Origin of the sequence: uncultured Boseongicola sp., assembly GCF_937988555.1 — a bacterium.
In the GTDB taxonomy this organism is placed as follows: Bacteria; Pseudomonadota; Alphaproteobacteria; order Rhodobacterales; family Rhodobacteraceae; genus Boseongicola.
The window spans coordinates 1-8,337 of record NZ_CALJXO010000361.1 but is presented as its reverse complement, the minus strand read 5'-3'; the positions used below and the strand labels follow the sequence as shown (position 1 = coordinate 8,337).

Below are 8,337 nucleotides of genomic sequence, written 5' to 3'. Positions count from 1 at the left end.
TCCGTCGACAACATTCAGGCCCGCCTCTTGCAGGGCGTGGAACATCGCCGTTTCGGCGTAATCCACGCCAACCGGCATATCCTTCATGCCAGCATCCTCAATCAGGCCCGCAATTTCTTCAGCGTATTTCTTCATCAGACCAAAACTTGGCGGGATCGTTCCGCGCATTCCCACGACACCGGCGCGGCAATGATCCGGTACCAGCCAGTCAGAGTATTTCTTATGGTGCACCGCCGCCGAGCCGAAGTCCCAGACATAAGGGGCATCATCGCCCGTCAGCAGGCAGAAGCGACACATTTTGTCGCGTTCCCATTCACCAATTTTCGTAGCGGATACGTAGCGGATGTTATTCACATCAAAGAGCAAGAGCGTACCGCAATCACTGTTCTTGAGGGCTTGGCGTGTCCGGCCCAAGCGGTAGCGCCGCAGGCGGTCATGATCGACGCGCTTTTCAAAATCAACTGAAGTATGACCCCAGGCGGGGATCTTGCCTTCCCAACGCCAGTTGGGCTCGATGTCCTGCGGGGTAAGCAGGTTGGGCATAAGCGCATTTCCTGGATGATCTGACATGAGTTTGCCTTTCATTAGGGGTACGCGATTAGCGCACATTACAGAAAAAATGGTATGGTCAGATCCGACTGAAAAGGCGACTCTGCAAGACTTCATTCTAAACAGTTCTCGACGCTGTGCAATCGTTCGCATAGACCGTACACGCGCCATTTCATCCACAATGGATATCTACCGCGATCTGTTTTTTACTTGGGGCTCCATGCTGACGCTGAAACGCAGGCTGACTAGGCTCCCATTCTCAATATCGAGTTTTGTCGCGTGTGTAGAGCTCAGCGATGCCAGAGCTGTCCAAATTGGATTAATTCTATCCAGGGCAACGTTTGATGGAATAGCCAAAGCATATCCGCCAACCGGAGGAATTGGGCAGCCCAATGGCAAGCAAGGAGGCGGTGTGTATTCGGTGACGCCATTTGCCGGAGCTTTAGCTTTGGGGTCCGCGATTGGCACTATGCCGAAAGATGAGCGGCCATCCAATCAGCGGCCTGTGTCCGGTACTTGTAGGGGCGATTGTTTGCCACGTGGCCGCCGTCTTCAACCATATTCAGCACGACCGGCCCAGAGACGGCTGCGGCCAGCCGCTCGGTATGTTCGGGCGGGATCACGCGGTCAAGTTTTCCCCCAACGATATAAATCGGACAGGTGATCTGGCCCGCCACGTCGACCAGCGACATACGCTCGGCTATCTTTCGAGCAGCCTCGGCATCCGCAGACTTGGTGCGGGCGATAACGGCTTCGCGCGTTAAAGCTGGGGCCCGGTCGAATGCCTCGGCAAAATCGAATGGCCCGGTCAAAGAGATGCAGGCGCGCGCGCGCGGTTCGAACGCTGCGGCCCTAGGGGCGTAATAGCCACCCAAGCTGACGCCCCAAAGGCCAACACGGCCTGCATCAACATCATTTCGGGTTTCAAGGTAGCCGATCACCGCGCCGACAGGGCCTTCATATTCTGGCAGGATTGCATGGTCATATTCTGCTTCGCCTTGCCCCGGCCCGTCGAAGGCGAGCGTTGCCATGCCACGGGCGAGAAACACCGCTTCGTTAGTGTGCATCTCTTCCTTGGTCGAATCCAATCCCATAATCATCACAACGACAGGTGGGCTCGGCACGCCGCTCGGTTTGCGCAGATTGCCGAATAGCGTGTCCCCATTCCACGGGATTGCGACGCGTTCGCCCGGCGGGTCAAGCAGAGGCAATGCTCGATTGCGGCTTTCAACCGCTTTGTCGTGAGCCACGCGCATTTGCGCAACATCATGGACGAAGAGAAACTTGCCAAAATGATAACAGACACCAGCGGCGGTGAAATGTTCGCCCGCACTCAAGGCAAGATCGGCGGCTTCACTTTCGCGTCCAAGCGCATGATGCACGTCGCCTTTTGCAACCCAGGCGGAGCACCAATCGTCCCAACTTATGATGCTGCTGGTCACGTCCTGAAAATCCGCCAACTGAATGCCATTCGACAAGAACCGGTGGGACCAATGTGCCGTCGCCGCTGCAACGCGCGCATCGGGTTTCGCGGGGGTGTCAGTCATCTTGAATCTCCTGATTGGTCGGGGCACGACAAACGCCGCGCCCCAGCCCAATTACATGTTGTCGGCCTTCCAGGCCGCAACGTCAGCTTCAATGTCTGACTGTTCAAAGTTGTTGACCCGTTCGATATAGACAGGATTAAGGATTTCCCCTGTGGGGACGTCGCCGTTGATCATGCCAACTGCGGTCATTTCAGCAATAACCGCTTCCCAGATATCGGCCCGAAGATCGCCGTAGGTGTCGCCATCTGGGGTGTGAAGCCCTTGAGCCGCTTGCAAAAAGATCGTACCAAGCTCTTCGTTGACCCAGTTCTCCGGATCCGCTTTCATCGCCATAGCCCGGGTGACATCAAGGTCGACTAGGCCAGCGGCAGCACCCTTGGCCCAACCGCGCAGGAACCCTTCGACCAGCGCATCGTTTTCGCCGCCGATCGCATCATGGCGCATGGCGTAGTTGTTGGCGGGTTGCTCGCTCATCTCTGACGGTAGGAGGTTTTTGGTCATTACATCCTGAGACGCCAATGCGACGAAATCGGAAATCGCGCCGACAATGGCCGAAACCTGACCATTTTTTAGCGAGTTGGCCAGCAATGGCGCACTTTCACCAAGCACAGCAATGGTTACGTCGCCTTCAGTAAGACCAGCGTGACCAAGTGCTGACAGCAGTAGGCCCCGGTCGCTCTCGCCTACGATGCCGATGGTGGTCCCGCTCAGTTCTGCCAGCGATGTCACTGGATTGTCGTCAAGAACAAAGACGCCTTCGACAGCGCCATGCATGACTTCATAGACGACGTCAAAATCAAATCCGCGCTCGTGTGCCAGAATGACTTCTGAAGGATCAAGCGAGGCAAGATCCACCTGCCCGTTCTCTAAAAATGCCGTTGCTGGCAGGTCCCCACCATCGATCAGTGTGACGGACACGCCTTCCTCAGCAAAATATCCAAGCGCTTCACCCACAAGCAGCGGATACCACGCGGTGTGGCGCGGCAGCGGTGTGAGCACATTGATCTCTTTCAAATCCTGTGCCGCGACAGGCGCGGCACTGACGGCGGCGGCTAGCAGAGCGGCTGCAATTCTCAATTTCATGGTGTTCTCCCTTGGTTGGTTTTCGTTGTTTGAATTGGTTTCAAGTTGAATCTTCCGTTGCTCATTCTTTGAGCAGATCGGCATGTTTCGCCCGCAAGCGATGCGCACTCTTAGTCACCAGATTATCGTCTTTCCAAAAGATGACGCGGCGGTCGGCGAATGTGGCCGTGCCATATAGCAACAGGCCCATGCCCGTCAGCATGATGAGGCACGCAAAGGCTTCTGGCAAAAGAAGCTGGAACGAGAATCGTTGGATCAAAACTCCGATCCCTACGCTGGCGGATACGAATTCGCCCACGATTGCGCCGATCAAGGCCAACGATATTCCCGTCTTGAAACCTGCCATTATGACCGGCATCGCACCGGGCAATTGCAGATGGCGAAAGATCTGCCACCGCGAGGCGCGCATCGACTCGAACATTTCCAGTCGCTCGTCATCAACCTGCATCAGTCCAGTGAGGGAATTGATGAAGATTGGAAAGAAGCAGATGATGGCGGCGATGGCGATCTTGGGCTCCATATTGAAGCCTAGCCACGCCACAATGATGGGAGCCACGGCGATCCGAGGCGTGACTTGCAGAGCCACCATATAGGGCGAGATCAGACGCCGGAATGTCTTGTTCATTGCACTTAGGATCGCGATGGACAGACCAAATCCTGCTCCCAGCAAAAAGCCAACGACGACTTCTGTTAGCGTCACGAAGAAATGCTTCCAGATCAGCGCCTTGACGATCGCAAGATCCCACCAAGCGAAGACCACATCAAAGGGCGACGGCAGGATCAGCCGGGAGACCCATTCATTGCGCACTGCCAGTTCCCATATGCTGATGAAGAACACAAAGACGATAAGGTGCTGTGCCCAAACCGGGATCGAACGGGGCGCTGACGCACTCGGTATATTCGTTGCGTACTCGCTCATATGAAGCCTCCCAGCGTATCGCGGATGTTAAAAACAAGGTCGTTGTATTCGGACGATTTTGTCATCTCGATAGTGCGAGGTCGGGGCAGCGGCACATCGATTGTCGCGGCCAACCGACCTGGACGCGGTGTCATGACAAAGACCCGATCGGCGAGGAACACGGCCTCTTGAATGTTGTGCGTCACAAACAAGATCGTCGCATCAAGATCGCTTTGGATGCGCATCAGTTCGAGGTTCAATCGTTCGCGGGTGAATTCATCCAGCGCGCCGAACGGCTCATCCAGCAACAACAGCTCCGCACCCGAAGTAAGGAGCCGCGCAAGGGCGACACGTTGCTGCATGCCCCCCGAAAGCTGGCGCGGATACGAGAATTCAAACCCTTTCAAGCCCACAAGGTGGATCAGATCAATCGCCCGTGTCTGGTCCGCTTTAGTAACTGTCCCCGCCAACGTGATCGGCAGCAGGACATTATCGAAGACCGATTTCCAGTCCAGCAACGTGGGCTTCTGAAACATCATCCCAATCTCTGCCCGCGGACCATCAACCGGCGTGCCAAAGATGTTGAGTTGCCCGGCCGTCGTCTTGATCAGACCTGAGACCAGTCGCAGTAGTGTTGATTTGCCACACCCCGACGGACCGATCAGCGAGACGAATTCGCCGCGCTTCACATGGAAGCTGGCGTCTTCAAGCGCAACGACCGGACCGGGGAACACCATCCCTGTCCCGTTTGCTACAACGATGTCGTCTCGCGCGTGGGCCGGTGGCTCCATAGCGGTGGATTGGTTCATGTCTGTGATCATCCTTTGCTCACAAGAATTGCACCGCCAAGGACAAGGGTCAGTCCCAACAGACGCTGTATCGAAATTTCGCGGACAGGCAGGCCGAAGGCGCCCATATGGTCCATGATGGCTGACCCGATCAACTGGCCACCAATGACGCAAACGAAAAACAGGAACGCCCCGGTGACCGGCGCAATCACCACGCCGCCCGCCACGAAAAGAACGCCGATCACGCTGGTCAGATAGACCCACCAAGGCACGGCAGTCAAGGTTCGCACGCTGATCTCGCCGCCATTGCCGCGCAGTGTGATGAATGCAAGGCCGCACAAGAAAGCTAGGAAAATGGCCACCGTCGTAGCGCCATAGGGGCTGCCGATTGAGCGGGCCAGAATGGCGTTCAGCAGCGGTTGGATTGTCACCAGCGCGCCAAGAAGGATGGCGGCGGCCATGTAGGGAAAGGGGTTCACGATGCGGTCCTGCTTTCCTCATGAAGTCGCGCAAGATGCGGATACTTCTCGGTCAAAAGAGCGCCGTGATAGTAGGTCGCCTGGAATTCCGGCGTTTGCCGCAAGCGTTCAAGCCAGGCCTGAATTTCGGTATGTTTGTCCCAGACGTGGCTAAGAAGAATGTCGCCCATCCGCACGATGACGGGCATGATGGCAAGATCCACAAGGCTGATCTGCTGGCCCATGATCCACGGGCCGCCACTCTGTGTCAGCCAGTCCGCCATCCGTTCAATCCCTCGGCGAAGTCGACCCATCGCCTCGTCCATATCGGTTTGCGGAAAGCCGGTGCGCCCCATCCGCATCAGGAACTCGCGCCGCAATGGTTTGCTGTCGCAAAGCGCCTGAAACTCATCCTCGGACATCGCCTGAAAGTGCGGCAGGAAAGCGAGGTTATAAGAGGGCACGCGCACCGCCGGAGTTGGCACCTCGTCGACAAACCGCATCATCGCGCGCAGTCTTGCGACCTCATGCGGATCGCTCGGACGCATCGACGCTGTGTTAGGGCAGATGTCTTCGATAAACTCCAGGATCACCGCGCTGTCGATCACCGGGACACCCTTGTGGACCAGTGCTGGCACGACCCCATTGGGATTGATTGCCAGATACTCTGGCTTTAACTGGTCGCCTGAAAAAAGGTCAAGCTTGTGCTCTTCAAACGCCAACCCTTTGGCATGAAGGGCGTAGCGAACCCGCTGGCTGCAGGTTGATTGTGGCGCATTGTAAAGGACAAAGTCAGCCATCAGGTCAGTCCCAATTCAATATGCGCGGCAGCATGTTGTGCTGTGCAAGACTGCCAACGATGCCAAGCGGAAAGAACATCAGCGAGATCATCATGATCAGCCCGGTGGCAAGAATGTTGATCTCGGACGCACCAAGGGTCGCGACAAACAATTCGTTGAAGGCAACAATCAGGATCGCCCCGACAACCGGCCCCGCGATGGTGCCCTTGCCGCCCAGAATGCACATCAGGACCATATTGACCGAAATCAGGATCACCAGAAATATGTTGGGCCGGATATAGGTCAGATATTCGCCCCAGACGGCCCCGGCCATGCCGACGAAAAATGCCGAAATCGCAAACGCCAATACTTTGTAGGTGCGGGTATCAATACCCGCGCTTTCGGCCTTGATCTCGTCTTTGGAAATTGCGCGCAGGCCAAGGCCAAATTTAGAGTGCTTGATCTTGTAGGAGACCCAGACGGCGAAGGCAGCCATGATCACGAAGGCATAATAATAGGGCAGTTTTGCCCAGACTACCGACAGGCTGTTTGCTTTCAACGAGACACCCGCAGCACCGCCGACGAATTCCCAGTTTTCAAAGAAAATCCGGAAGATCATCACTAGTGCCAGTGATGAGATGATAAAAGAAGGGCCTCTCACCCGCAGAGTGATTAGGCCAATGGCATAGCCGGCCATGGCCGCCACAAGCCCGGCAATTGGCGCCAGAATGATTGTTGATACACCGTAGCGGGCAAAGATCATTCCGGCGAAATAGCCACCGATGGCAAAAAACACGTTGTGCCCTAGGGAGATATAGCCGGTGAACCCACCAAGGATATTCCATCCCGAAGCCATGACGACATAGCACGCGGTATAGAGCACCAGGTGAATGACGTAATTGTAATTGCCGACAAACTGGAGCGCAGGCAGCGCCATAAGCACGACCATAAGCCCAATGGGAAACCATGTGGCGCGCCGTTTCTCGATCGAGGATGCAAGTCCATCGTTGTAGGTTTTACGCGCTTTAAGGATGTCGCCAGTTTCAAGGGTTGTCATTATGCGAGCTCCGGCTTTTCGCCAAAGAGCCCTTGGGGTCGGACCAACAACACAACAAAGAGCGCCACAAAAAACGTCAGCGTCGACCACGTGGCGCCAAAGTAAAAGCCCACGAAAGCCGCCACGACCGATAGGATATAGGCGGCCAGAACCGTCCCAAGGATCGAGCCCATCCCTCCGAGGACAACCAGTGACATCAGGATCGCGATCCACTCCCAGTGCTTGGCGGGAAAGAACGACAGGATGAAGGACACAAGCGCGCCTGCCGCCCCCGCCAAGGCGATTCCGATGGCAAAACTGACGAGGCCGACAAGGTTGACGTTCACGCCCAAAAGCTCTGCCGCCTCTCGGTTTTGAGTGGTAGCGCGGATGGCATTGCCAAAACGCGAGTACTTCATGAATAGCGCAAGAAAGGTGATTAGTGTCAGCGACACGATCCCAGCATAAAGCTGACCCTTGGGGATAAATATGTCGGCGATAAAGAAAGCGTCTGTGGCATAGCCCGGCGAGGTCACCCGCTGCGTATTGGTGAAGGCTGTCCCCAGCGCGCCTTCAACCACCATGGCCAGCGCAAACGTTAGCAGCACCGTCATCTCTGAATACTTGGCCGAACGGGCTTCGCGCTCAAAGATCAGCTTGTAAAGCAACACACCAATTGCTCCAAGGATCACGGTCGCTATCGGCAGCGAGATCATTGGATCAACGCCATAAAGCTTGAACGCCCAGTAGGCGACATAAGCCCCGACCATGATCAGCGAAGGATGAGCGAGGTTCACGATCCGCATGACCCCGAACACAAGGCTCAGCCCCGATCCCATCAGCGCATAAACGCCACCGAGTGCCAAACCGAGGATGAGAATTTGCAGAATATCGGCCATTACGCTGCTCTCTTCCCGCCAAGATAAAGCTCCTGAATACGGGGGTCGGCCAAGACCTCTTTTGCCGGACCTTCAAACAGCGTGCGCCCCAGATCGAGGACAACGCCCCAATCGGCATGCTTGAGCCCCATCAGCGCATTCTGTTCGACCAGCAGGATCGTAATCCCCTCTGCGGCCATCGCCCGCATGATTTCAAAAACCTCTGCGACGATCTTCGGCGCCAGCCCCAAGGACGGTTCGTCCAGCATCACGATCTGCGGTTTCAGGATCATCGTGCGTGCCATGGCAAGTGTCTGTTGC

8 protein-coding genes and 2 pseudogenes are annotated in these 8,337 nt (G+C 56.0%); all 10 read right to left on the bottom strand.

The genetic code is table 11. The features are described 5' to 3' along the window. Window positions 1-570, bottom strand: a pseudogene (locus Q1B15_RS21265) (aminopeptidase P family protein); the annotation flags it as partial. A gap of 446 nt (window positions 571-1,016) precedes the next feature. Further along, window positions 1,017-2,096, bottom strand: a complete 1,080-nt coding sequence (locus tag Q1B15_RS21260; protein ID WP_299757767.1) for an alpha/beta fold hydrolase — start codon at window positions 2,094-2,096, stop codon at window positions 1,017-1,019. A 51-nt stretch (window positions 2,097-2,147) separates the two neighbouring features. Further along, complete coding sequence (locus Q1B15_RS21255) at window positions 2,148-3,179, bottom strand: ABC transporter substrate-binding protein (RefSeq protein WP_299757765.1); 1,032 nt, start codon at window positions 3,177-3,179, stop codon at window positions 2,148-2,150. A 61-nt stretch (window positions 3,180-3,240) separates the two neighbouring features. Continuing rightward, on the bottom strand, window positions 3,241-4,098 hold the full coding sequence (locus Q1B15_RS21250; protein ID WP_299757763.1) for an ABC transporter permease: 858 nt from the start codon (window positions 4,096-4,098) through the stop codon (window positions 3,241-3,243). Then, window positions 4,095-4,886 (bottom strand): ABC transporter ATP-binding protein, encoded by a 792-nt coding sequence (locus Q1B15_RS21245; RefSeq protein WP_299757761.1) that lies wholly within the window; start codon window positions 4,884-4,886, stop codon window positions 4,095-4,097. Before Q1B15_RS21245 ends, Q1B15_RS21250 begins: the two co-directional genes overlap by 4 nt. An 8-nt stretch (window positions 4,887-4,894) precedes the next feature. Continuing rightward, window positions 4,895-5,344, bottom strand: a complete 450-nt coding sequence (locus tag Q1B15_RS21240) for a DMT family transporter (protein ID WP_299757760.1) — start codon at window positions 5,342-5,344, stop codon at window positions 4,895-4,897. After that, window positions 5,341-6,123 (bottom strand): glutathione S-transferase family protein, encoded by a 783-nt coding sequence (locus Q1B15_RS21235; RefSeq protein ID WP_299757758.1) that lies wholly within the window; start codon window positions 6,121-6,123, stop codon window positions 5,341-5,343. The genes Q1B15_RS21240 and Q1B15_RS21235 overlap by 4 nt, the downstream gene beginning before the upstream one ends. 4 nt (window positions 6,124-6,127) lie before the next feature. Then, entirely contained in the window at window positions 6,128-7,159 is a 1,032-nt protein-coding gene (locus Q1B15_RS21230; RefSeq protein ID WP_299757756.1) for a branched-chain amino acid ABC transporter permease, read from the bottom strand. Then, window positions 7,159-8,037 (bottom strand): branched-chain amino acid ABC transporter permease, encoded by an 879-nt coding sequence (locus Q1B15_RS21225; protein WP_299757754.1) that lies wholly within the window; start codon window positions 8,035-8,037, stop codon window positions 7,159-7,161. The genes Q1B15_RS21230 and Q1B15_RS21225 overlap by 1 nt, the downstream gene beginning before the upstream one ends. Continuing rightward, window positions 8,037-8,337 (bottom strand): annotated as a pseudogene (locus Q1B15_RS21220) (ABC transporter ATP-binding protein); the annotation flags it as partial. The pseudogene Q1B15_RS21220 and the gene Q1B15_RS21225, both read right to left, overlap by 1 nt.

Coding starts and splice junctions, on each gene's coding strand:
- Q1B15_RS21260 (WP_299757767.1), bottom strand. CDS start 2,096: ATGACTGACACCCCCGCGAAACCCGATGCGCGCGTTGCAGCGGCGACG.
- Q1B15_RS21255 (WP_299757765.1), bottom strand. CDS start 3,179: ATGAAATTGAGAATTGCAGCCGCTCTGCTAGCCGCCGCCGTCAGTGCC.
- Q1B15_RS21250 (WP_299757763.1), bottom strand. CDS start 4,098: ATGAGCGAGTACGCAACGAATATACCGAGTGCGTCAGCGCCCCGTTCG.
- Q1B15_RS21245 (WP_299757761.1), bottom strand. CDS start 4,886: ATGAACCAATCCACCGCTATGGAGCCACCGGCCCACGCGCGAGACGAC.
- Q1B15_RS21235 (WP_299757758.1), bottom strand. CDS start 6,123: ATGGCTGACTTTGTCCTTTACAATGCGCCACAATCAACCTGCAGCCAG.
- Q1B15_RS21230 (WP_299757756.1), bottom strand. CDS start 7,159: ATGACAACCCTTGAAACTGGCGACATCCTTAAAGCGCGTAAAACCTAC.
- Q1B15_RS21225 (WP_299757754.1), bottom strand. CDS start 8,037: ATGGCCGATATTCTGCAAATTCTCATCCTCGGTTTGGCACTCGGTGGC.